This is a genomic window from Methanobacterium sp. CWC-01, assembly GCF_030323845.1.
Classification (GTDB): Archaea; Methanobacteriota; Methanobacteria; order Methanobacteriales; family Methanobacteriaceae; genus Methanobacterium; species Methanobacterium aridiramus.
The window spans coordinates 1892311-1916257 of the sequence record NZ_CP040735.1 but is presented as its reverse complement, the minus strand read 5'-3'; the positions used below and the strand labels follow the sequence as shown (position 1 = coordinate 1916257).

General features: G+C 41.4%; 26 protein-coding genes. 11 read left to right on the top strand and 15 right to left on the bottom strand.

Features of this window, described 5'->3' with window-relative positions; all coding sequences use genetic code 11:
• The first annotated feature begins 13 nt into the window (after positions 1–13).
• Together FGU46_RS10515 and FGU46_RS10510 are read left to right on the top strand one after the other, a co-directional pair.
• Complete coding sequence (locus tag FGU46_RS10515; RefSeq protein ID WP_286475008.1) at positions 14–763, top strand: hypothetical protein; 750 nt, start codon at positions 14–16, stop codon at positions 761–763.
• A gap of 52 nt (positions 764–815) precedes the next feature.
• The gene (locus tag FGU46_RS10510) at positions 816–3884 is read left to right on the top strand and encodes a right-handed parallel beta-helix repeat-containing protein (protein WP_286475006.1); all 3069 of its coding nucleotides are present in this window, start codon (positions 816–818) and stop codon (positions 3882–3884) included.
• Between the two features lie 118 nt (positions 3885–4002).
• On the opposite strand, the gene FGU46_RS10505 is transcribed toward FGU46_RS10510, so the two are convergent.
• Together FGU46_RS10505 and FGU46_RS10500 are read right to left on the bottom strand one after the other, a co-directional pair.
• Positions 4003–4422 (bottom strand): hypothetical protein, encoded by a 420-nt coding sequence (locus tag FGU46_RS10505; protein ID WP_286475001.1) that lies wholly within the window; start codon positions 4420–4422, stop codon positions 4003–4005.
• A 182-nt stretch (positions 4423–4604) separates the two neighbouring features.
• Positions 4605–5069, bottom strand: coding sequence for a flavodoxin family protein (locus FGU46_RS10500; RefSeq protein ID WP_415926577.1), 465 nt, complete (start codon positions 5067–5069; stop codon positions 4605–4607).
• 96 nt (positions 5070–5165) lie between these two features.
• On the opposite strand from FGU46_RS10500, the gene FGU46_RS10495 reads away from it, so the two are divergent.
• Together FGU46_RS10495 and FGU46_RS10490 are read left to right on the top strand one after the other, a co-directional pair.
• Positions 5166–5930 carry a hypothetical protein gene (locus FGU46_RS10495; protein ID WP_286474995.1) on the top strand — a complete coding sequence of 255 codons (765 nt, stop codon included), beginning with the start codon at positions 5166–5168 and terminating at the stop codon, positions 5928–5930.
• A gap of 52 nt (positions 5931–5982) precedes the next feature.
• A complete protein-coding gene (locus FGU46_RS10490) occupies positions 5983–6789 on the top strand; it encodes an alpha/beta fold hydrolase (protein ID WP_286474991.1) in 807 nt (268 codons plus the stop codon).
• A gap of 102 nt (positions 6790–6891) precedes the next feature.
• On the opposite strand, the gene FGU46_RS10485 is transcribed toward FGU46_RS10490, so the two are convergent.
• On the bottom strand, positions 6892–7314 hold the full coding sequence (locus tag FGU46_RS10485) for a hypothetical protein (RefSeq protein WP_286474989.1): 423 nt from the start codon (positions 7312–7314) through the stop codon (positions 6892–6894).
• Positions 7315–7600: 286 nt separating this feature from the next.
• Here FGU46_RS10485 and FGU46_RS10480 point away from each other — a divergent pair, with 286 nt between their 5' ends.
• Positions 7601–8038: a nucleoside deaminase gene (locus FGU46_RS10480; protein WP_286474986.1), complete on the top strand. Its 438-nt coding sequence runs from the start codon at positions 7601–7603 to the stop codon at positions 8036–8038.
• A gap of 19 nt (positions 8039–8057) precedes the next feature.
• Here the strand turns inward: FGU46_RS10480 and FGU46_RS10475 are convergent, their stop codons facing one another.
• From FGU46_RS10475 to FGU46_RS10460, 4 genes are all read right to left on the bottom strand, one after another.
• Positions 8058–8342 (bottom strand): hypothetical protein, encoded by a 285-nt coding sequence (locus tag FGU46_RS10475; RefSeq protein WP_286474983.1) that lies wholly within the window; start codon positions 8340–8342, stop codon positions 8058–8060.
• 313 nt (positions 8343–8655) lie between these two features.
• A complete protein-coding gene (locus FGU46_RS10470) occupies positions 8656–10101 on the bottom strand; it encodes an amidase (protein ID WP_286474981.1) in 1446 nt (481 codons plus the stop codon).
• 135 nt (positions 10102–10236) lie between these two features.
• On the bottom strand, positions 10237–10593 hold the full coding sequence (locus FGU46_RS10465; RefSeq protein ID WP_286474978.1) for a hypothetical protein: 357 nt from the start codon (positions 10591–10593) through the stop codon (positions 10237–10239).
• Positions 10594–10647: 54 nt separating this feature from the next.
• Positions 10648–10905 carry a hypothetical protein gene (locus tag FGU46_RS10460; protein WP_286474976.1) on the bottom strand — a complete coding sequence of 86 codons (258 nt, stop codon included), beginning with the start codon at positions 10903–10905 and terminating at the stop codon, positions 10648–10650.
• A gap of 229 nt (positions 10906–11134) precedes the next feature.
• Here FGU46_RS10460 and FGU46_RS10455 point away from each other — a divergent pair, with 229 nt between their 5' ends.
• Complete coding sequence (locus tag FGU46_RS10455) at positions 11135–12490, top strand: MFS transporter (RefSeq protein ID WP_286474974.1); 1356 nt, start codon at positions 11135–11137, stop codon at positions 12488–12490.
• Positions 12491–12896: 406 nt separating this feature from the next.
• On the opposite strand, the gene FGU46_RS10450 is transcribed toward FGU46_RS10455, so the two are convergent.
• Entirely contained in the window at positions 12897–13838 is a 942-nt protein-coding gene (locus FGU46_RS10450) for a metal-dependent hydrolase (RefSeq protein ID WP_286474972.1), read from the bottom strand.
• Positions 13839–14088: 250 nt separating this feature from the next.
• Between FGU46_RS10450 and FGU46_RS10445 the strand changes: the two genes are divergently transcribed.
• Entirely contained in the window at positions 14089–14667 is a 579-nt protein-coding gene (locus FGU46_RS10445; RefSeq protein WP_286474970.1) for a TMEM175 family protein, read from the top strand.
• A 30-nt stretch (positions 14668–14697) separates the two neighbouring features.
• On the top strand, positions 14698–15156 hold the full coding sequence (locus FGU46_RS10440) for a methyltransferase (protein ID WP_286474967.1): 459 nt from the start codon (positions 14698–14700) through the stop codon (positions 15154–15156).
• Positions 15157–15181: 25 nt separating this feature from the next.
• Here the strand turns inward: FGU46_RS10440 and FGU46_RS10435 are convergent, their stop codons facing one another.
• From FGU46_RS10435 to FGU46_RS10425, 3 genes are read right to left on the bottom strand one after another with little or no spacing between them, the layout of a single operon-like run.
• Complete coding sequence (locus FGU46_RS10435) at positions 15182–15652, bottom strand: class I SAM-dependent methyltransferase (RefSeq protein ID WP_286474965.1); 471 nt, start codon at positions 15650–15652, stop codon at positions 15182–15184.
• Positions 15625–15900 carry a methyltransferase gene (locus FGU46_RS10430; protein ID WP_286474964.1) on the bottom strand — a complete coding sequence of 92 codons (276 nt, stop codon included), beginning with the start codon at positions 15898–15900 and terminating at the stop codon, positions 15625–15627. The genes FGU46_RS10435 and FGU46_RS10430 overlap by 28 nt, the downstream gene beginning before the upstream one ends.
• 59 nt (positions 15901–15959) lie before the next feature.
• Positions 15960–16589 carry a M23 family metallopeptidase gene (locus FGU46_RS10425; protein ID WP_286474962.1) on the bottom strand — a complete coding sequence of 210 codons (630 nt, stop codon included), beginning with the start codon at positions 16587–16589 and terminating at the stop codon, positions 15960–15962.
• Positions 16590–16942: 353 nt separating this feature from the next.
• Between FGU46_RS10425 and FGU46_RS10420 the strand changes: the two genes are divergently transcribed.
• Genes FGU46_RS10420 through FGU46_RS10410 form a run of 3 tightly spaced genes read left to right on the top strand, consistent with a single transcriptional unit; the run spans position 16943 to position 19551 of the window.
• Positions 16943–17347 (top strand): hypothetical protein, encoded by a 405-nt coding sequence (locus tag FGU46_RS10420; RefSeq protein WP_286474960.1) that lies wholly within the window; start codon positions 16943–16945, stop codon positions 17345–17347.
• Entirely contained in the window at positions 17347–17838 is a 492-nt protein-coding gene (locus FGU46_RS10415; RefSeq protein WP_286474956.1) for a hypothetical protein, read from the top strand. Before FGU46_RS10420 ends, FGU46_RS10415 begins: the two co-directional genes overlap by 1 nt.
• A gap of 6 nt (positions 17839–17844) precedes the next feature.
• On the top strand, positions 17845–19551 hold the full coding sequence (locus FGU46_RS10410; RefSeq protein WP_286474954.1) for a DNA-directed DNA polymerase: 1707 nt from the start codon (positions 17845–17847) through the stop codon (positions 19549–19551).
• Between the two features lie 12 nt (positions 19552–19563).
• Here the strand turns inward: FGU46_RS10410 and FGU46_RS10405 are convergent, their stop codons facing one another.
• The 4 genes from FGU46_RS10405 to FGU46_RS10390 all read right to left on the bottom strand — a co-directional run bounded on the left by FGU46_RS10405 (position 19564) and on the right by FGU46_RS10390 (position 23872).
• Positions 19564–20037, bottom strand: coding sequence for a flavodoxin family protein (locus tag FGU46_RS10405; RefSeq protein ID WP_286474951.1), 474 nt, complete (start codon positions 20035–20037; stop codon positions 19564–19566).
• Between the two features lie 794 nt (positions 20038–20831).
• Positions 20832–22103 (bottom strand): alpha/beta hydrolase, encoded by a 1272-nt coding sequence (locus FGU46_RS10400; RefSeq protein ID WP_286474949.1) that lies wholly within the window; start codon positions 22101–22103, stop codon positions 20832–20834.
• 127 nt (positions 22104–22230) lie between these two features.
• Positions 22231–22599, bottom strand: coding sequence for a hypothetical protein (locus tag FGU46_RS10395; RefSeq protein WP_286474947.1), 369 nt, complete (start codon positions 22597–22599; stop codon positions 22231–22233).
• Positions 22600–22942: 343 nt separating this feature from the next.
• Entirely contained in the window at positions 22943–23872 is a 930-nt protein-coding gene (locus FGU46_RS10390; protein WP_286474945.1) for a hypothetical protein, read from the bottom strand.
• Positions 23873–23947: the final 75 nt, after the last annotated feature.

Below are 23947 nucleotides of genomic sequence, written 5' to 3'. Positions count from 1 at the left end.
GGGAGAATATGAAATGAGCAAGAATCTTAAATTATTCATTATTCTTTTTTTAATATTCATATCCTCCTTTACATTGACCTTCTACTTTTATAATCCCCTCAATCTAGACACCCAGAATCTCTTAAGCCCCGACGTCTTCAATCCACTCGGTCCCAGTAAGGAGGTTCCTTTTAGTATTGTCACCCTGGGATCCACTGATTATGGTTCCGTGACTCGAGAGGGACCATACGGGAATTCTAGTTCATCACAGAAAATTGCCATAATAGTAGGGGTTCATCCTCAAGAATCCCAGGCCCATAAGGCGTTTATAGATTCCCTGAAGGAACATAATAACACTCTTCAAAGCTGTTATTATGTTTATAAAGTCAATGTCACACGCGACGCGGGTGATTATGAAAAAGGAAGAAGTAACGGGCAAAAACTTGCCAATCAATATGTTGTACCGGATATTAAGAAACAAAATTTTGATCTGGTGGTGGATGTGCACTCCAACCGGGGAAATTACGAGAGAAGGAGATTCGTTAGTGTTCCCGCTGGATCAACAACAGCCGAAAATGTTGCTTCCCAATTAGTCCAAAAATTAAATTGGCTGTCTATATATGACCCTCCTAACCCCACTAGTCCAGCTTATGTGACCATTCCTTTGATTAAATCAGGAATACCTGCTATTATCTATGAAACTTATGGGTATGAGCCATATAATCAAAGCAAAAAACAAGCTGACCAGTTCATAACGGTACTAGACCAAATAGAAATTAAATAGAATAGTCCAAATATAATATTAAGACTGGAATTACTGTTGGGGGGGTAGTAATTTGAAATTTTTTCACAAGAAAATTTTGATTTTATTAGCTCTATTCCTATTTTTGTTTGTTTTTTGTGGAGCCGCATCTGCTGCTACCACGGAATTAGTGTCTGTAAATTCACAGCAAGAACTAGCTAATGGGGGGAGTTCTTATCCGAGTATTAGTAGTGATGGGCGCTATGTAGCATTTGCCTCTGATGCTAGTAATCTGGTACTAAATGACAATAATGGTGTAACTGATATATTCCTGCGGGATACTCAAACTAATGCTACTAGCAGGGTTAGTTTGGCCTCTGATGGTAGTCAAGCTAATGGTGCGAGTGATTTTCCTAGTATTAGTGCTAATGGACGTTTTGTAACCTTTATGTCAGTTGCTAGTAATTTGGTATCGGCTGATACTAATACTGCTTGGGACATTTTTTTACATGATATGACCACTGGTACCACTACTTTGGTGGGTTTTGCCACCAATGGGGGTAACAATTGGCAGTATCGTCCCAGTATAAGTGCTGATGGAAATTACATAACTTATGCTTCAGATGCGAATAATCTGGTTACTAATGACAATAACGGATTAACTGACATTTTCCTCTATAACACTCAAACCAAGACCACTAACATCGTAAGTATCGCGACCGACGGAACACAAGCTAATGATAGGAGTATGGTTCCAGGCATAAACGCAAATGGAAGATACATCACCTTCAATTCCTGGGCAAACAACCTAGTAACCGGTGATAGCAACGGTGCGTTGGATGTTTACGTACACGATATGATCACGGGAACCACCACCCGAGTTAGTGTTGCAACTGGTGGAATTCAAGCAAATAGTCTGAGTTCTACGGGTGTCTTGCCTATTAGTGCTGATGGACGCTTCATAACCTTCGACTCAGCAGCTAATAATCTGGCCTTGGGTGATAGCAATGGTAATTGGGATGTTTTTCTACACGATATGTTGACCGGAACCACTACCCAAGTAAGCGTGTCATCAGGAGGAACAGGGGGCAACAGTTACAGTGGAATTCCTAGTATTAGCAGCGACGGACGCTTTATAACCTTTGATTCGTGGTCAACAAACTTGGTTTCCGGTGATAATAACGGTCTTTTACATGTTTTTGTACGTGATATGGTCACCGCAACCACCACCCGAGTTAGTGTAGACAAAGATGGTACTCAAGCTAATGGTGATTGTTATGTTTGGAGTGTAAGTGGTAATGGGTACCGTATAGTCTTCTATTCTACTGCTAGCAACCTTGTGGCTATGGATAATAATCAAGTTTCAGATATATTTTTACGTGATCTAAATGCTTGGGATATTTATCCTGGTGATAGCATCCAAGAAACAATAGATTCGCTTGCACCCGGTGGCGAGGTTAACATACATGCAGGTACTTACACCGAGAATATTGTGATTAATATCCCTGAGGTGACTCTTAAATCAGCAGGAGATGGAACAGTAACGATTCAAGGAGCGGATAACAGTAAACCAGTTATAAGCATATTAAGCGATGCGACTAGAAGCGTCATCCAAGGTTTAAACATTGTCGGTGGATTAGACGGTATATTCCTTGATAACGTGAATAACGTACAAATAACAGACAACACCGTCACCAACAACATATATTACGGAATCAACATCAACAATGGTGTCGGTAATACAATCAACTCTAACACCGTCACCAGGAACAATGATACCGGAATCCAACTCAATAATGGTTCCAATGATAACAATGTGTCAGCAAACACCATCACAGACAACAGAGGGATAGGAATAGGTATCAGGAGTGAATCAGATGATAATACTGTTTCTGGAAACACCGTCTATAACAACTTTTTTGGAATCTGGGACTATGGTTATGGACATAGGAACACAATCACCGATAACACCATCACCAACAACATTTGGGACGGAATCAGACTCTGGCATGCATATAATGACACTGTCTCAGGAAACATACTCACCAAAAACGGTGAAGGAATACAAATCAGAAATGCAAATGATAATACCGTCACAGGCAACATCATCACCAACAGCGAAAACTATGGAGTCACCATCCGATTTGCTTCAGCTGGTAATGTAATCTCGGGTAACACCATCAAAGGCAGTATTTATTATGGAATCATGATTCATTACTCTGAAGCAAGGGGTAATGTAATCTCGGGTAACACCATCACTGGCACAGTATTTTATGATGGTATTTTACTCACTGATGGTACAAGTGATAATATAGTTTTGGATAACACCATCACCAACAACAAAGGGGACGGAATCAAGATCAATAATAATTCAAGTGCTAATACAATCTCAGGCAATACCATCACAAGCAATAGCCAAAATGGAATCTCAATAGAAACTTCTTCATACAACCAAATCATCAATGGAAATAACATCACTGGCAATGGCTACAACGGAATCAGCATCACTAATAGTAGTGGAAATCTCGTCAACAATAATGTGATAAGTGATAATGGAAATGAAATAAACGAGTTCACTCAAAAAAATGGCATATACCTTCTAAATTCTGGTCTAGGTACTGAAATATCTGAAAACACCATCAATAACAATACATACGATGGAATCTTATTACAAGGAAGTAGTGTAGCCGAGATTCATTTTAACCGCATAGTTTTTAACCAAAATTATGGATTAGAAAACCAAGGAACAGGCATAATTAATGCTCAAAATAACTGGTGGGGATCAAATAATAATCCTATAGATAAATCTCAACCACAAATCATAAACAGCGAAACTGGTAAAGTAAATGCTGATACTTGGCTGATACTATCCTTATCACCCAAAAAACAAACCATCTCCACCATAGAAACAGCAATCATCACCGCAGATCTTACTATCAATAATATAGGAGAAAACACCCTATCTACATATAGTAAACATGTACCTGACGGAACATTTGTATATTTCACCACTAATATGGGCCAAATCAGTTTAATTTCATCTACCACCTCCGAAGGACAAGCCACTACTAACTTTAGCAGCTCTAATACAGGAACAGCAACGATAGTCGTTACCTTAGATAAACAAAGCATGGATACCACAGTTAAAATCAAAAAGAAATAATCAAATTTCCTCATCTACCAACTATTTTCCCTTTTTTATGCAACTATGGGTAAGAAACGTATAAGCTAACTAATAACAAACAGACCCGTGTTATATCTGTAATAGATAGAAACCCAGTTTAATTGCCGGTTAATTTTGGTTTTCCAGTTACCAACAGGTAAATTTCTACTATAGTGGCGATAGTAATTCCGATCATACCCAGTATCAACAGGAGACTGAAGAGCCAATCATAGAATGAATTGTAGAAATTGAAGGGGAACAGCTCCCAGACCAGGTATACGGCGATGAAACTGACAATATTAATAAATATTTTCACTCCATGTCGGAGCCTTTCTGGACTGTAGAAAAGGAGCAGGGCGTTTCCGATGATTGAAACTATTATTGACAGGTTAATGATCCATAAAACTTCATTAAAAGCGTTGGTAACAAAGTAAACCTTCCAGTTGAGCAAGTTGTTAACGATGTACCACCAAATCAGGTTAAAGATTATGGCAGCGATGTACTCTGATTTTTGTCCACTTTTTTTAGTTTCTTCCAAGACCCCCACTTCCTAAAAAATTATAGACCCAACTATATTCTGTAAACCAGGGCTAATAATTTTTTTTAAATTTTCAAATGGTCGGGATCTAACAGAAATAATTTACACTAATATCCAATAGAGGGTTTCTCCTGAAGTTAAACAAAGGAAGAAGTGGATTCATCTCAAGGTAATAGTACCATTTATTGGATTTTTTCTACAAATTCAGCTACTTTTGATTTATAACTATCATCTTTGAGAGCCATACCTCTCACACCTAGATTTTCGACTGGAGATGCTTGACAAAGTTCTTTCATTTCGTTAAAAACTCCATCGAATTTATCTCCTCCTGCTGTGGAGAAAAATGCAACATTCTTGAATTTTTCCTGGTTCTGGTGCATATAGGTCCTGACCGGTATAGATACCCTGTCTCCCCAAACTGGTGATCCTATAATCAAAAGATCATAATCCGACGGATCATTTTTTAAATCCTTCAAAATAGTTAATTTCTGATTTCTATCCTTCAAAAGTCCTAACAATCCTAACAGGCCTGACCTGTTTTTAGTGTCAAAGATTTCTTCCATATCACAATCAAGATTATTTCTAATCTCTTCAGCTACCAAGCGAGTATGGCCCGATCTGGAATAAAAAACCACTAATGTTCTCATGATAATCACTCAGTTTATTTAGAAATAATTTTATGTTTCAATAGCTTGTATTAATAGTATTGAAGAAGCCTTCATGATTTTAGGTGAGATTGGGGTATGGATAGAAACCGCAAATTATTCATTATTGTTATTTTAGTTGCCATATTCTGCGTTATAGTAGCATTCTACTTCTATAATTCCCTCAGCCCAACTAATAATCTCACTCCGAATTTATCTGAGGTCCTGAGCCCAATAGATAATCCATTTAGCCCCAGTAATGTAACTCCTTTTAGCATTGTCACCCTAGGATCCTCGGATTACGGCTCTGTGACCAGGGAAGGTCCTTATGGAAATCCAAGTTCACCAACTAAAATTGCCATAATTGCGGGTATACATCCCCTGGAATCCCAGGCCCATTTGGCCTTTATAGAATCCTTAAAAGAAAAGAACAACACTCTCCAAAATTGTTATTACATCTATAGAGTCAACATCACCCGGGATGCAGATGATTATGAAAAGGGAAGAGATCACGGCCAAAACCTAGCCAGACAATATATCGTGCCAGATATCCAGAAACAAAAATTTGATCTGGTGGTGGATGTGCACTCCAACCGGGGAAACTATGAGAAAAGGAGATTCATCTACGTACCCGCCGAGTCACCCACCGCAGATAACGCCGCTTCCCAACTGGTCAATAAAATAAATTGGCTATCAATATTCACTCCCCCAAATCCTACCAGCCCACAATACGTAGCCATTCCCTTAATTAAATCAGGAATCCCCACTATTCTCTACGAAACTTACATGTACGAGACATACCATCTAACCTTAACCCATGCTGACCAGTTCATAACGGTACTAGACCAAATAGAACTTAAATAGAATTAGTCCAAATATAATATTAAGACTGGAATTACTGTTGGGGGGTTTGAATTTGTCCGAAAAAAGGATAAATAATGTAGAAAAAGGTAATTATTACTTAGTGAATGGCTTAAATATGTATTATGAAATTCATGGCGCGGGTAAACCGCTTGTCCTGATTCATGGTGCATTTGGATCCATCAAAACTAATTTTGGAAACCTTTTACCAGCTTTCAAAGAAACAAGGCAAGTTATCGCGGTAGAAATGCAGGGTCATGGTCACACTGCGGATATTGATAGGCCTCTTTCACACGAACAGCTGGCAGATGATGTAGCCGGACTTTTACGTTATCTAAATATTGAAAATGCAGATATTTATGGATATAGTTTAGGTGGAGATGTGACTATACAGTTAGCCCTGCGATATCCTGATTTGGTGCGTAAAATTGTATTTTCAGGGGGACCCAGTTACCACCCCGATGGTTTCTACACTGAATTTTTAGAGTCCGATAAAATGATGAAACCTGGAAAACCATGGAAAGAATATTATGACAGCATCGCACCCAACCCTTCAGATCTTTCTATTGTAGCTCAAAAAATAAAGAAAATGACTCACGCATGGAAAGGGGTTCCTAATGTAGATTTAAAATCACTTAACGCACCAGCACTGCTAATTATAGGAGATTCTGATATCGTTCGTCTTGATCATGTAGTGGATATGTTCAAGATCCTTGGTGGCGGTGTTCCAGGAGATCTGGTAGGTATACCCAATTCTCAACTGGCAGTACTCCCTGGCACTACACACGCTTCACTTTTAAAACGTACCCATTGGTTACTTTCCATGATCATGGAATTTTTAGACGCACCCCTGCCAAAATAGAACTTCTTATAAAAAAAATAAGTATATGATATTATTTTTTTAGATTGTGTCCTATATTCTCATAAAAAAAATTTCTTCAAAATCAAGATTTCATAGGGCCAATCACGAACCCTGAACCGGGGGAAACACTTCGAAAAACAACTCTTTAAACTCTTCCAAATCCTCACGGGGGAAGAACAATCCCACACATATCACCAGCACTCCGGTGCCTATGACTTTCTGGTTAGGATCTTCTCTTAATTCCTCGTCGAAGACCAGTTTCACCTCTGCTTTCTCCTGCAGGAAATCCCACAGTGTAGGTTGAGAACCCTGGGCGATATGATGGCGTAACACCAACTGTAGAAACTGTTCCCAGTCTTGGAAGTGGCAAAATTCGATCCAGGTTGATCCTTTGTAGTCGATGCAGCAGTTGCAGGTTTCCAGGTCCCATAAAAGTAAGTTTTTTATGATGTCTTCCAGGCCTTCATCAACTTCTATACAAAAATCATCCTCAATTTCTACTTCTACTTGTTTGTGAGGGGCCATGTATCTACTATTATTTCTTCTGAAAAGTAAAGCTATTCCCCTATGAAAATTATTTTTTACCACAGTAGGGGTAAGGTATATAGGTGTCAAAAAAGATACACTGAGTTGCACGATGGAAAGAAGTATCATTTATTTGATACGGGTTTTGGAAGGTGATGGCCACCATCCAGAACCTTTGATTTCCTATTTTCTTATAATGCTTTTTTATAATTCATTTACACTTCTTTTACAAATATTTTTTAGTATTAAAACTTCCTAAACTCAATATAACTAGGGGTGCCGTTGTATGGATAAATTCATGAAAACAGCTATCAAAGAAGCTGAAAAAGGATTAAATGAGGGAGGTATTCCCATTGGATCCGTGCTGGTCCATAAGGGTGAAATCATGGGCAGGGGCCATAATAGGCGAGTGCAAAATGGTAGTGCAATTCTTCACGGTGAAATGGATGCCTTAGAAAATGCGGGGCGTCTTCGAGGTGCTGTTTATCGCGAATGTGTTCTATATACTACTTTATCTCCCTGCTCCATGTGTTCAGGTGCTATTTTACTTTATAAGATACCAAAACTAGTAATTGGTGAGAACAAAACATTTAAAGGTGAAGAAGAATTGCTTCGTTCCAGAGGAGTTGAATTAGAAGTACTTCAAGATCCTTGCTGTATTGATATGATGTCTAATTTCATTAAATTGCATCCGGAGTTATGGAAGGAAGACATTTGCCAATAACTCTTCCCCATCCCTTTTTTTATAGAGTTTTTGCTATTTCACTGAATGGCTTTACTTCTCTTATTTTAACTTCCATTGGTCCAAAGAAGTTTTTTATGGTTTCTTGGTCTGGTGCTTCAATTATGAAATACCCTTTATGAATGGCTCCTTCGTCGTTTGGGCAGCTCATATAAGCCCCATTTAGTTCAATGCCAGCATCTTTTATGTGTTCTTCTGAAAAAAGATCCTTAATCATGTCTTTTCCGCCAGGCATATTCATTGGACATTCTGAAGCTGGATGTGTATGTTCTGCAATAAACAACATTTTTTTACAACCCCCCCAATTTACTTAATAAATTTATTTTATTCTTTGTACATGAAATAATTTATCAAAAAAAATAGGGAGGTTATATGAGGTACTAGACCAACTAGAAATTAAATAGACCACTATTTTTTAAATTTATAGTAACTAACCATATTTCTAACATAATTATCTTCTAAAATGAAAAGGTACATTAATGGAAAAAAGAGTTGATTCCATCTTTGCCCCCCTAAGGACATCTTAAGCTTCATTGCCCTCTACATGTTTATATGGAATTATACTTTCAGCTTTCCTTTCATACCAGATAGTACTACTTTTAATGGCTTACATGGATGGGTGGAATTCGATCCTGCCAGGGCATTTCCTTTTCAAGCCAGCTAGCTAGTCGTATTAGTGTTTCTTCCTCTCCAAATCGGGCCATGAACTGGATGCCGATGGGTAAACCTGACCTGCTCTCTCCGAGAGGCAAGGTTATGGCTGGTTGTCCGGTTACATTGGCCGCTGAGGTGTGTACTTTAGTTTCCTCGCAAAGACCCATATAACTCTCATAGTCCAGGTCGGTGCGCATTTTGGAGTACTTTCCGTGTGGTTCTGGTAATTGGTTTAAGGTGGGGGTGAGTAACAGGTCGTATTGTTGGAAGAAGTTTCCGAAGATTCGTCGGAATTTGTTTAAGACGAATTCAGCCATGAACATATCCGCAGTGGTAAGCCCTTGGGAGTATTCATAAAAGGACCACATCACCGGTTCTATAGTTTCTGGGCTTACTTTCCGACCCATCCCTGCGGCAACCATATCCAATCCCATATACATTCCATATGCCCAGGCTACGCATACGGCGTGAAGATACTCTTCATAGTCAAAAACTGGGCTGTCTTGAACCAATTCATGTCCCGCTCTTTCACATTCGCAAACCACGTGCTCCACAGATTGGACTACTTCTAAATCCACGGAGCCATCAGGGTGCCAGGGATCCACGGTCCAGGCTATTCGCAGCTTCTCTGGTTTTTTATTCAATTCCTGGGCATAGGGTCCAGGAGGCTGTCTTATGATAAAAGGATCACCAAGTACCGGCCTGGAAACTGCGTCCAGCATTAAAGCCGTGTCCCGGACACTCCGAGTCACCACAAACTCTTGTAACATCCCAGGCCACAACTCTCCGATATCAGGGCCCAGTGTCACCCGTCCACGGGAGGGTTTCAATCCGACTAGACCACAAGCACTGGCGGGAATACGAAGTGAACCACCATTATCACTACCATGGGCTAGGGGCACAATACCAGCGGCGACACAGGCTGCCGCCCCACCACTGGAACCACCACTCATGATATCTAGATTCCAGGGGTTATTAGTCACACCCACCAATTCAGATTCGGTTGAAATTCCCAAGGCAAATTCAGGAGTTGTGGTGCGGCCCAATAATGTTAAACCCGCATTCTTAAAAAACGTAGTCAAAAAGGAGTCATTAACTGCCACATGTCCCTGCATGAGTTTAGATCCGCTTTCCTGAAGCCGTCCCCCTTCACTGGCACCAATATCCTTCATCAGGAAGGGAACCCCAGAAAATGGTCCATCCGATATTTTCTGATCATCCAAAGCTTCGACCCGGTCCTGGTAGATCTCTAGGACGGCATTGATTTGAGGGTTGATTTTTTCAACGGCTTCCAAAAGAAGAAGTGCAAGTTCTGTTGGTGATACCTCCCCCCTCCGGACTAAATCAGCAAGCGCCACACCATCACACTTCGAATACTCTACCAAATTCATAACAAAACATACCCCCTTATTTCTGCTTTAAGACCTTAAAGAAATCTAATCCTGCCATGGTGAGTGTATTCATCTAATTTTTTTTGCACGGGTGGAATTCGTGTTAGAATAAATGTCTCGCCGGTGAGGATGATTTTATTCTAGTTTCCAGGTTCTGTAAATTATTAGTGCTCCGATGGCCAGATTGGCAATGGCGACTAATATTAATTCAGTTCCCTGGGCTGCGCCTTGTGCAAATCCTAGATTGGTAATCCCAGATGCGTTTAATAGTTGTGCTATTCCTAAAATCCACAATATAACTCCCAGGGCATAGATGGCTATGGAACTTCTGGATACAAAAATTAACACGGCAAAGAGTATGAAAATTACTCCAAATAAGGTGGATGAGAATAAAAGACTTAAAATTCCCCATATGGCTACGATGATGGTCAGTCTTTTAAACCATTTTTCTCTTTTATCAGATTCTAAATTCCCTTTAACCCCTTCATTCAAAATATTACCCCCAATCATGCTAAAATTTCGCCATATTTTTCTAAAAATAATAGTTTAGGATGTTATTTCCATGGCTGCTCTGATCAGGCCATATATGACCACCAGGTATCCTATGGCTCGGATGATTATGATGGAAATATCGGCACTGTTGGTTCCTAAAAGAACTAGAGCATGTGAAACAGCGAAAAGTCCAAAACCAAGGGCCACATAGATGGCTAAACCAATTTTTTTAGCTCGGTATACCCAGAGGCCGAGCATTAAAATTATGAGTGCTAATAAAAAGTTCATCACGGTTACCAGTTCTACAGCCATTTAAAATCCCCTCCTCTTTACTATCTGTATCAGGAAAATAATAAAATTATCCATCTAATTGTTTCCATCATTTTAGAAGGCAATTAAATATCAGATAGTGTAGTGAATCCACATCCTTCTACCGAACTCAGCACTATTTATAGATTGTAAATAAAACCACATGTTACCGGCCTATTGATAATTAGATGGCGCCAGTTATATTGGATAATTGCAGGGTTTAGGTGCTTTAATGGATTATCAGGAACTTAAAAAAGATTTGTTACTGGTGGGAATTTTAGTTTCCTTTCTCACTCCCTTTGTTAGATCATCCATTAATCTGGCCTTACCTGCTCTGGCTTTTGAATTTGATTTGTCGGCTGTATTTTTAACCTGGATCTCAACGGTTTATCTGCTGGTTAATGCCATCCTTTACATTCCCTTTGGTAGGATTGGGGATATCTATGGGCGGAAGCGTATCTTTCAGTATGGATTAATCATCTTCACTATCAGCTCATTCATATCCGCTTTCTCCCCTTCGGGTGAGATATTCCTTGCTTTCAGGGTTTTGCAAGCTATAGGAAACGCCATGATATTTGCCAATTTAAATGCCATGATATCATCCGCATTTCCAGAAAAAGAAAGAGGCCGGGCCTTTGGATTAACATCCATGGGTGTCTTCGCTGGGTTGATCTTCGGACCCATACTGGGAGGGGCTATCACGGAGATGGTGGGATGGAGAACCTTATTTTATTTAGATACGGTCATCGGATTGATAGCAGTTTTTGCCATCACCCGGTTTAAACATGATTGGATAGATGCCGAAGGAGAAAAATTAGATATCCTCGGATCATTTATTCTGGGCCTGTCTCTATTAGCTATAATTTATGGTTTTTCAGATTTCACCAATAGTTACAGTTTATTCCTGGTAATCGCGGGAATAATGGGGCTTTCCTTATTCTATTTGGTGGAAAAAAGAGTTCGTTATCCCTTGATTAATCTAGGTTTATTTAGTAGTAGAAGTTTCACCTTTGGAAATATCACAGCCTTTATAAATTACGGAGCATTTGTATCGGTAGGTTTTATCCTAACCCTGTATTTACAATATTTAAAGGGCTACGACCCTCTCACCGCAGGTCTGATAGTTTCGGTTCAATCCATTGTGATGGTCCTGGTATCTCCTTTTGCGGGGAGGTTATCGGATAAAATTGCTCCGGAAAAGGTATCCACCGCGGGGATGGTGTTAACCACCCTTGGTGTGGCTCTTATGACCCTGATTAATTTTGAAAATGCTCTGTACTTGGGAGGCTGTTCCCTTATTATTTTTGGAGCGGGTATAGGTTTATTCTATTCAGCCAATACCAAGGTGGTCCTTAGTGCCGTGGATAGAAGGTATTTTGGAGTTGCCAGCGCCACCTTGAGTGATGTGAGGTCCATGGGCCAGATATTTGGGATGGGCATCATAATGATAATTATCTCTACGATTATGGGAGATGTGGAAATTATGCCCTCCAATTATCCACAACTAATTTTAAGCCTCAGATATGCGCTGATTGCCCTGGCGGTTCTAAGCGCAGTTGGAATTTTCACCTCATTACATAAGGATTAAAAAAAATATTTTATGAGGTACCATTAAAGGTTGTCCAAAAAAAGGAGGGTGCAGTAGTTTAAGATTCTATTTCTATTCTTTTTTTATATTTTTTTTCTATTTCTAATTTCGGAGGGCAGTATATCAACAACTCTACAACAATATGTAGCTAATAACTTCCTCAAACTATGCACCCTGTTATATTAATTGTAATAAGTAGTAAATATACTTTGTTACTGGAGAGGTTAGAAAAGAGTAGTTTTAGGTGCTGAAGCTAGTTGGACTACTAGTCTGAAAGTCCCTCCCTCTATTTTCATATCCGATGCCATGATCGGGTCTCCTATTTGGGGGTGATGGTTCTATCTTCTGGTGTGCCGGGATGTGGATTAACTTTAAGGTGATGTGATATAGTTTAAATACTTAAAAATTAATTGACAGTCACGGTCAGGTTATTACTACGATACCCTTCGTCCATTACATCAAAGTAGGTTAGAGTCCATTCTTTTCCATTGAAATTAGCGTTAATACAGGGATAATGGGCATTCCATCTGAAACTTTGGACTTCCGTAAATTTATCTGCTTTATTTATGGCCTCCTGAGCCGATGAAACCGTGCCCCCACTTACCGTTAGACTCTGAACCACTTTGGCATCTTCTTTTTCTTTAGTCAGGGTATTGTAATTAAAAGAATAATAGGTCTGGTTGGACTGGTCACTTTGAACGATAGTCCAGGTGAACAGGTCCATGGTAGGGTACGCGGCCGAATAAATAAAGTCGTCACTAACCGGATTATCATCCAGGGCCACATTTTTTTCATAGGCTCGGATCCCACCGAAGGAGATTAATATAATCATGAAGATGGCCATGGCCGCTTTCTTGTACTTCATATCCACCTTTAAGTAGAGAATTAACAGAACTGCCAGGGCGATAACCGCGGTGGTAAGGTCAATGTAATAGTATATCTCCGCGCTGAATCTTTGCAGGGTGAAGGGATATAAGAGGGGTATGCCCCGGGAGGTTAAAAAATCTAAAAACAGATGAGTAAGCGCACCGAAATAGGCAATTCCCACGGTTTTATAAGTGAATTCCACCGATAAATCACGCCTTAATATTTTAGACACGAAGTCATTGATACTCTTCCGGGATATTACATACAAAAACACTGTGGAAGTGATGGCTGCAAAAACTAAAGAATGGGTAATTCCCCGATGTGTGAAGACAAACAAGTAGGGAACTAAAAACCCAACCCAGACTACGAAGAGGGTATCCAGATCAGGAGAAATTCCACCCAATCCCCCTTCCAGTTTATTTTTGCTTTTAAGCGCGAATAAAATTATAAACGGCACCAAAAAGTGTGTAAAAAAGTCCATGGTATATACCTTTTGTCAAATAGTAAGCCATTATTTAGGTAGTGAGTATGTCTTTAAAATACTTCTTTAAGGAGACTCATTTAATTTTCGCCTAGTATAATTCTCAGTTTCAGGAAAAAAACAGGAACTGTTTCTCCAGATCCGGATGGTACTCCAGACGCGGGACAACGTTAGATAAAAAAGTGTAAATAAACTCAAGTCAAGCATAATGATGATGAGTAATAATGACTATGATTATTTGGATAGTTGGATGTCCACCCGACGTATAGAAACCCTGGTAGATGGTATATTTGCCATATCCATGACCTTACTCGTTTTAACTATTGGAATCCCCTCTATCTCAGGTTACGTCTCTGAAGCTACCTTTCAACAACAAATAGCAACACTAGCCCCCAAGATTGGAATATATGCTTTGAGTTTCTGGATCTTATCCTTATTCTGGAGGGTGAATCATCGGCAGTTCCATTACATTAAACGGGTAGACCGGAATCTCATCACCATCAACACGATATGGCTCTTATTCGTAGCTTTATTACCCTTTTCAACATCGTTAATTGGAGATTATGGGCAATATTACACCTCGAATGTGATATTTAACCTGAACATGTTACTCATAGGGTTACTGTACTCCTTGAACTGGTATTACGCCACTGAAAAGGGACTGGTGGATGAGAATTTGGATGAAAAAACCATCAAATTTTTACGCCGATCAAATCTGATCCTACCCCTCTTATCAATATTGGCCATAATACTCTCCTTTTTCATCTATACCTGGGCGGAATGGGCATACGTTCTAACCCCCATTATAATCAGGATACAAAGGCATTAAAAGATTTATGAATAATGGGATGATGAAAAAATGAGTAGAGCACCTTCTCCCAGAAGCAGATTGTTAATAATGTGGATTTTCATAGTAGTTACCGGCGTATTTACCATCTCTTACAGCTGGGATTATGGCCTCGTTTTACCTTCTTCAATTTATGTAAATTTAACAGCCCTACTATTTCTTTTTATCGGTATTATCATTAGAATAAAGTCATTAATAGAAATTCGCAACGCCTTCAGAATAAATAAACTAGTCACCTCCGGAATATACTCTAAAACCAGAAATCCCACCTACTTAGGATTCATATTCATTATTATAGGGATATCCATAGCATCCCTTGCCATATTATCTTTTAGCTGGGTTGTTGTAAGCATTGTTACTTTTTATTATGTGGCTAAGAAGGAGAGAAGGATCTGGAAGAAAATTTTGGGGAAGAGTTCTTACAATATAAAAAATCGGTCCCCTTATTCATCCCTAAAACCAAGTAAATAAAAATAGAAATTTGATTAGATATTCTTTATCTTCTCCCACCGAACATGGCAAAGATCCCATACTTGTAGTAACAGTCCACCTGCCGGAATCCCACCGATTTTAAGGCATCTAACTGTTTTTTAAGGGTATCTGGATGGTTGTCGGGATTATTTTTGTACTCTTCCGGGATATGGTCAAATCTTTCGGTAATATTCAGTTTTTCCTGGTTCTCCCGTATCCATTCACTCCAGAATATGCGGTACCAGCTTTCCAGTTCTTTGGTGGGGGCCTTCACCGTATCTACGTTTAAAAAATATCCCCCAGTTTGGAGGTGGTTATGTATGTATTCAAACAGGGATCTTTTTTCTTCCAGGTGCAGGTGGTGGATGGCCAGGGAGGAAACTACCAGGTCAAAGTCATCATACAGGACCTCGTCATTTTTTAACAGTTCCTGGAAGGTTCTAAGAATGAAGTGCATATTATAGGATTTTAAACGTTCCCGGGCATTTTTAAGCATCTCTGATGAACGTCCACTAATGTGACCTGGATCTGGTCATCCTCTTTTAATAATTCCCAGGTGAGTGCTCCGTCACCACAGCCTAAGTCCAGAACTTTGGTTCTATTCTTTTCACCTAAAAAGTGCCGGTAGAAGGATTTTAATATCTGGAATAACCTTTTCCTCTCCAGTATGTAGATGTCGGCATTTTCCAGGAATTCCTGGGCGTGTTCCTTCTCTGCCCATTCTGATTTCTCAAATTCACTCATAATAATCATCACCAGAAAAAAATTATTTCTTCTTTCGATTTTACCAATGACATTCCGGTTTAAAAGCGGATCCGGTCCTTATTTTTGGGTACTCCGTTTTCGACCTTGATCCACTGGCCGTGCTGGTACAGTTCATATTCTGTAAAACAGCAGGGGATGCCCTTAGCCGTGGTGGGGTCCGGTCCATCCATGAGTTGAAAGTGAAGGTGAGGGGCGGTGGAGTTACCGGAATGTCCGATATTCCCAATTAAATCTCCTGATTTGATCTCATCTCCCTTCTTTACTTTGATAGAACCCTGTTTCATGTGAACCAGTGCCGCCCAGATCCCATCCCCCTGAATAATAACGTAGTTGCCGGCCACTTCCTGGATGCTCTGTTTCTGGGGGTCGAAGGACCAGGCATTCTTAAAGGCGAGTGAAATATCCTGCCATGGATTTACTGGGTCCCGTTCCGGGTACCCATCCCAAGCTTCCACCACCGTGCCGGAGAGGGGGGCATAGATAGGCTTCCCGTAACAGTAACAATCCCTTAAATGTACTTTACCTAATATATAATACAAAGTACTTTTATTATAGAATCTAACGGGTTTACGAGTCCAATCAACCTGCAAGAGGTCATAGGCATAGGTTTGTGCCAGATAATCCGTGCCGTGGCTGGGGACTTTGCTGCCGGGACTATTCATGACCATCCACTCCCCTTTTAAGGGAGATTCCAGAGTTATGGGTTTTTTCATCATTCTGGGGGTAGCTAACTTTTTTCAAGATCTCAAGTTAATGAGAGTTTCGTCGTGTCCTAGTTTTTTAAAATGTGCTTAAAAAAGCATCGCAACAAAATATGTTGTAAAAAGGAATAACTATGATTAATATTACGATTTCAATTACATATTGTAAGACACAATACATAGGTTGGGTATTGTAAAACACATTATTTTCTTCTAAATTTTTTAGATAAATCCTGAATTTTTTTTACTTCTCACATGCTCTAGGACAAATCTCAGATTATAGTCTGACCTAGGTTCATACACCGAGGAGGGAGTAGAATATGAGAGTTAGTGAAGGCGTGCCGGAGGGGAGGATAGCTGAACTTTACCACCCGGAACTCTTCCAGGAAGAGGAGGAGGTTATTGTATTTACCAGGGAAGAGTTCAGCCGGACTTACACCTCCCTAAAAGAGCAGATAGACTACATCGTCATGGTGGATCTGCATCTGGACCGGAGTGAGGAGTGGAAGTTGATGGGGTACTGGCCCCGGATCATGCAGAGTGTGCACCGGATAGATCTGAGTATGGATTTGATATTCCAGAAAGAGCCATTACAATCCTACCTGGATGCCTACCTGTACCAGGATATGCCCAGTTCCCAGAAGCCAGTAGCTGAAAGGGAGCTCATCCCTAGCAGGGAGGCTTCCCATTTTAACCTATTATCCTGTGACGGTTTTGATAGATAATGCGTTACAGCTACGGCATCATGGACCAGAGGAGGATACTCTTATACCAACCCCAGTTGTTTTTGAAAAGTAAAGACCTACTGGTGTTTCCCAGTGCTGATTTCCATAAATGGCACGGGGACATTAAGGAGTACCTGGATGGTTTATACCAGCTGGACTTCCGGGAGGTGGGAAAGGGAAAACCGGTAAACATGACCGACCTGAACCTGGCCCTGGGGGTGGTTAATAACATCACCGAGGAGCTGGAGAACCTTTTTGATAGAGAGAACGTGCCTGATTTTTCCTATCACTACCTGTCCACCCTGGATAAGAAGTACAAAAAAGGGAGGTCCGCCTACACCAGCGACATGCAGAGGGTTGACCTGCAGGTCCCGGTGATAAACCCGGAGCTGAAATACAAACACCTCATGGAGATAGTTGAGGAGGCCAACCAGGCATTCACCCGGGCCCTTGAAGAAAAGAGGATGAAGAAGAAAGAGTTTAAAGGATAGGTCCTCGTGGAAACTAAAAAATTGGTACTGCTGGATGTGGACTACGTCACCCGATATGGACGGCCAGTTATACGTTTATTCGGGAAGATCATTGAGGAAGATAAGTCCATCATCGCCTGGGATCCGAACTTCCAGCCCTACCTTTACCTACTCTCCCAGGACCTGGGGACTTGTAGAGAGGAACTGGCTCCATTTGATGTTCAGAAAATAGAAACCCGACACCTGAAAGATAACGATGGGAAATTAAAAGACTTCCTGAAGGTAACCCTCAACCATCCCCGGGAGATACTCCCCTTAAAAAAGGAACTGGAGAAGTTGGAATCTGTCAGGACGGTACGGGAATATGATATCCCCTTCCCCCAGAGATACCTCATCGACAAAGACCTATACCCCTTATCGGAGGTAGAGGTGCAGGGGAAAGTATTGAAGAACAATGAAACCTGTCTAATGGAACTACAGGAAGATCCCCGGCCAGTTGAATCCCCTTCACCCGGGCTTAACATCCTGAGTTTTAAGATCGAAACCGCCCAGGAGAGACCCCGGGTGAGAACTGATCCCATCCTCTTAATTGGCTTTTCCAGTAACCAGGGCTACCAGAAAGTGTTCTCCACCACCCGGTCCTCATCGGAGTTGGTAAAGACCGTGGCCAATGAGAAGGAACTACTGAAAAAGTTTGTAGATACCCTTAAATCCCTGAATCCGGATATCATCACCGGTTACAACAGTGACAAGTACGACTTCCCCTACCTGCAGGGCCGGGCGGATCTCTTAGGCGTCTCCCTTAACCTGGGGGTGGATGGCTCCCCACTTAAGTTCAGGACCCTCCCTAAAAAATCGGCGGCCATCAAGGGACGGGCCCATATTGATCTTTACCGTGTGACGCGTCGTCACCTCCGTTTAACGGAACACACCCTCCAGCGTGTCTACCGGGAGCTTTATCGAAAGGAGAAGATGGACATCTCCCTGGATCAGCTACGCACCTATGGGGGTGATGAGAAACTCATAAGGTATTGCCTGGAAGACACCCGGGCCATCAATCACATCGGAGAGAAGATGCTGCCCCTGGTTATAGAAATGGCCCGGCTGGTGGGCCAGTCCCTGTTTGATGTGACCCGGCGGGGCAGCGGATTCCAGGTGGAGTACCTGTTAATGAGGAAGGCCTACCAGTACGGCTACGTGGTGCCCAACAAATTCGGAACCTACCTGCGGGATGTGGTGGGGGGCTACGTGGAAGAGCCAGTTCCCGGCTTGCATGAGAATATTTTCTACTTCGACTTCCGCAGCCTGTATCCCAGCATCATAATAGCCAAGAACATCTCCCCGGACACCTTAACCCAGGATGAAAATGAAGATTGCCATGTGGCACCGGAATTTGGATACCGATTCCGAAAGGAACCACTCGGATTAATCCCCCAAGTCACGGCCCAGATTCTAAAGGACCGGATACGGATCAAAGCCCAGATAAAAAGAACTACGGATCCTAACCAACACCAGATCCTGGATTTCAGACAAAGGGCACTTAAGACATTTATCAGCGCCATCTATGGACTGTTCAACCACAGCACCTACCGCTGGTACAGTATAGAGGCCTCGGAGGCCATCACCGCCTGGGGGCGAGATTTCTTGAAAAAGACCATGGAAAAGGCGGAAAAACAGGGCTTCAGAGTGGTGTATGCTGATACTGATGGATTCTACGCTACCTTAGAAAAATGAAGTATTTGAGAGTTACTTCATCTGGATTTCTTGAGCAAATTCAGCTACCTTGGATTTGTAACTTGCACTTTTAAGTTCCTTTTCTCTCAAACCTAGAGTTGCCAGTGGAGTTTTTCCAGATAGTTCTTTCATATCCTTGAATGTTCCTTCAAATCCCATACCACCGGCCGTGCAAAAGAAGGCAACATTTTTGAAGCTGGCCTGGTTCTGGTGCATATAAGTCCTGACTGGAGTGGATACATGCCCGGCCCAGAGAGGTGTGCCTATAACTATCAGATCATAGCTGGAAGGATCATTGATTACATCCTGGAGAACTGTTAATTTCCTATTCATGGCATCTCTTCCAGATCTCAAGTATCCTAAAGAACCTGATCTGTTTTTGGTGTCAATAATTTCTTCCATATCACATTCGAGAACCTTTTCAAGTTCTTCAGCAACCTTCCGCGTATTTCCGGTTCTTGAATAAAAAACCACTAACATTTTCATGACAACATCTCTCCAAGATTCTTCCCCTTTTTCGTAAAACTAAAAATAAATTTCTGTTAAGTGAATTAGACACACATTATCGGGCCAAGCTTTGATTGATAATCTTAGTGGATACTATATTCATTAGGAGTTATTTAATTTCCTAACTAATGATTGGAATTATTTTAATAAAAAAAGGGTGTGAATAGTTTAAGATTCTATTTCTATTATTTGTAGAATCAAATAAAGCCCATCTATTATTTTTTTTGCCCATCTCATGGGATTCATCTGTAGTTTAAAAAATTTAAACATCTTATTTAAGTAAAAAAGAAACGTGCTGGATTTTAAGGAGGTTTAGGGGGAATAAAATTAGAAAAAATGTTTACCCCTTAAAAGCCTATTTTTTTAAGAGTCCCCCTATCTTCCAAATTCAGGACGGTAGATATGTCCAATAGAACATTCTGTAATTATGCGATATGAATATATAAACATATCGATAGTTTACACCATCAAAAACAGATCCTTTGATGCAGGGAAAGTTAGAAATAGAATTATCTTAAGAATATACATTAATGAATGATGGGTTAAAATTGGCTTTTGGAGTTATATTCTGCCTGTTAGGTGTTATAATCCTAACCAGTAGCTTATTTTTAAATAAATTTTTACCTGGAGGATTTATTTCCCTGGGAATCGGGATAATCCTCATCACAGAATCCAAAAGAACTATAAAATAAGAGCTGGATCTGATTTTTTACTTAATGTGAGCAGGAACTCCAAGGCTGCATTCTAAATTTAACCTTTTATTGGATTCTAATTTAACCCTTTATCCACTGGGCGATGGTATCCACGACCTCCTCCTGGACATGGCCTTCCACCAGGTACTCCTGGGGAGTTGATTTACCTTCCCCTGCTATGAATAGATGGTTCAACTCCGGGAATAATCGTAAAGTAGCATTGTCTCTGTGTTTAAGGGCATCCTTCCAGCCCTGGAAGTCCACCGTGGCCAACACTTGGTAATCACGTCCCCCCTGGAGAACCAGTGTCGGTATTTTCAATGTTTTAACCGCATCTACCGGGTCGTGTTCATGTAGATCCCGCCAGTAAGCCACCGGCACCCCTAGCGGTAAGTCCTCCCGTGAAATATGCTCTAAAATCTCGGGGTCCTTCAATCTATCCACCTTCACCTTCAAATCTTCCAGTTCCGCCTTCTGCTGGTCGGTTATATTCCCAGATAAATTATAAAGGTAGGTGTACTGGTCCAGGATCGTCTCCTCCAGGGAGCGGGTTATCCCGGCCATGATTATGATCCCCGCCAGTTCTGGATCCATCTCTCCCAGACGGGGAGCCAGGGTAGCACCCAGGCTATGACCCAGCATGAAAACACGTTCAGAATCAATTTCATCCCTTTGCCGCAGGAGTCCAATGGCCAGGAGGGCATCGTCCAGGACCTCCTCTTTAACCGTCATCTTCTCCACCAGTTCGGGAGTTAACTCTCCGGCATGGGTGAAGGTGCGTTTATCATACCTTAAAACCGCAACCCCCTGTGATGCTAAACCCCAGGCCAGATCCCGGAAGGTTTTGTTGGGCCCAATGGTCTCATCCCGGTCATTGGGGCCGGAACCATGCACCAGAACCACTCCCGGGAAAGGGGAGGGACCATCCGGCAAAGTTAAGGTCCCAGGCAGGGCCCATAATCCCTCCCCCACCATCACCTCCACTTCCTGAAAGGCAGCCTCGTTTACATAAGCCGGTGGATGATACTCCATCTGGGTGGGGATGAAGTTTAAACCACTGATCTGTTCCTGGTCATTGAACACCACCTGCACATCAATTATGGCTCGCTGGAAATGGCATCTCAGCACTACGATCCGGTAATTTTCCACTTCCTGGGTGCGTTCGGTATCCATTTGCAGCAGAACCCCGGCTTCTGTAATCAAATTCATCCAGGACTCCTTCAATTGTGTTTCACTTAAGGCCGCTTTCATCTCCTCATCAAATCTAGCGGTAGCCGACGTAAAATCAAATCCAAGCAACAGGCCCACAAACTCCTGGGCCAGTGGCGTTAAAACTTCAAAGGGTGCGGTCATAAATAATCCATCTCCGGTAAAATTATTTGAATGTTTCATTAAAAAAAAAGGTCCTAATTCTAGGGGTTGCTTTTTGAAAAATAAAGAAAAATAGAAGGTTAAGACCTTCAATTTCTAAAAGAAACTATTAGCAGCATGGTGGTGGGCACCAGCATTTGCCAGTTACATGGCTGATGGTTAGCACTCCACTTTTAGTGTAGACCCAGTGCCAGGTAGCAGCGTTGTAGCCGTAGGGAATGTCAGCGTATTCGGCTCCGTTTTTACCGTTCCAATATTGATAGCTACCGTCACTTAACCTTACCCTGGCATATGCTACATCACTATAACCCGTGACATCTGCACTCCATGCTCCGTTTCCGTGTTGCACAAAATACACGGGATCTCCGCCATTAACAGATATCCATACAGGAGTTACACCCCCATTTGCAGCAGCCGTGGCTCCTACAGTCGCTACCAATATAGCGAAAATTAATAAGGTTTTGCCTATAGTTGACATATATTCACCTCTTTTTGGTTTTTAGAGTGAATAAAAAATCAGAAAAAAATAAGATTTTCTTATTCCCCCCCATTAAATAAATTATAGTTTATAATATAAATTTTTTCTCCAAAAACCAATATTCACGGTAAATATCAGTATACGCCTTCATGCACTAGAATTTATCGACCTAAAATCTGGGGGTACAGGACCCATCAATATAAATAGATAAGTGTTTACATCCTCAAACCCATCCAAGAGGGGTTAAAAAGGAATTTACAAAAATAGAGTTTTCCATAGGAGGATCTATCTTCCATTAGAAATTTTTATGAATAAAATAAAAAAAAAGGGAAATATTAGATTTTTATTCCAGTTCCACTTTGATTCCGCCGATTCTGGGTTGTAGCAAGTTGTAGAAGATGGCCACCAGTAGCACCATGATGAAGTACATCACCAGGTAGCCGATGGTGGTGGTTACCAGACTCACCACTCCACCGACTGCGTCACCGGCCATGCTAAATCCGATCAGACTGAAGATTCCCCTGATAAGTCCGAAGATAGCGAAGACCACGGCCATGATCAGTGCGGCGGGTACCGCGGGTATGTTGATTAGTTCGAAGATATTTCCGGCTACGGATGCAAAGTCCAGTTTTAGGGCGCCGACTCTTGGTGCTAAGGCGTTGTAGAATATGGCGAACAGTGCGAAGCTAATGAATGAGGATATGAAGGTCACGATTGGTACCAGTATTATGGTGACCAGTGCAAATATCCATCCCGCTGCTCCTATGGCTGCACCGGTTGGTATGGTCATGTTAGTGGCGTTGGTGGCATTGGCGATTGCACTGGCGATAGCTGGAGTTGCCGTGCTAATAAGTGAGAAAATGGGTGTGAATGCTAAAGCGAGATACAAGCCAACGATGAAGGCGATTATTGTCGAGATGCAGGCCATGATTAGGGAAAGGGGGACCACGGGAATAGTTTTAAGGTCACTACCTTCGAGTCCCAGTTTAACCCCACCTACTCGGGGTGCCACCAGATTGTACAGTAAGGCTAGAACAAAGCTCCCCATGATGTTCAGGAAGAATGAGGTTAAAGGGGCAAGGATTATCACGGCTACTCCTATTAAAGCTAAAAATCCTCCTAATGCGCTTAGTCCTGGTATGAAAGCTGCTACTAGTCCGAAGGCGATGACGAATAGTATCGCTGCTATAAATGCGAATATTGCTTGTATGGAAGCGTTCATCAGGGTGAAAGGGGCGGTTCTTACGTGTTTGATCTCTTTGATATCGACCATTTTTTTCACCTCCCTTGACAATTGGTGTTAATATCTTTATAATGGAAAGTATTTTAATTTTCCGAGGGAATTTAA